The sequence below is a fragment of the Vibrio sp. 1580 genome, assembly GCF_033340055.1.
This window is the reverse complement of the sequence record NZ_JAWOVT010000802.1, coordinates 1-505: the sequence shown is the minus strand read 5'-3', so window position 1 is coordinate 505 and position 505 is coordinate 1. Positions and strand designations below refer to the sequence as shown.

Genomic DNA, 505 nt, shown 5'->3' with positions numbered 1-505 from the left:
AAGGCTTCGATGCCAACAAAGCACCAGAACATCACACCAAGTGCCGCGGTGATAGACCAAATGGACTCTGTTGTGAGAGTCGGCATTGAAAGATCTGCGCTATTGATTTCGCCTTTAAACAAAAATGCACCAACCAAAGCAAAAACACTCAATGCGATGATGGTTTGCAAGCGCCCTGATGATTTGGTGCCCAATAGGTTGACCAAAATGAGCAGAAAAACCGTCAATACTTGCGCAAATAAGTGGTTGTTAATTGGAGTAGGAAGCAGTTGTTGAAGAAAACCTGCTGCAAGAGCAATCGCGGCAGGCACGCCAACGGGAATTACACTGACAAATAGCCAAGCGACGCTGCTTTCCAATCTCGAGTTAAAAGCTTGACGCACAAAAAATGCCGTGCCGCCAGCATTCGGGTAACGCTTACCAAGTTGGGCAAAAGTCAGCGCAATTGGACAAATCGCGATGAATAAAAGGACCCAAGCCCACAAAGAAAAATGGCCAGCGATTC

1 protein-coding gene is annotated in these 505 nt (G+C 46.7%); it reads right to left on the bottom strand.

All coding sequences use genetic code 11. The annotated features are described in order from the left end of the window. Nucleotides 1–505 (bottom strand): amino acid permease (locus R7093_RS28470; protein WP_318147441.1); only part of this gene is annotated, 505 nt, incomplete at both ends.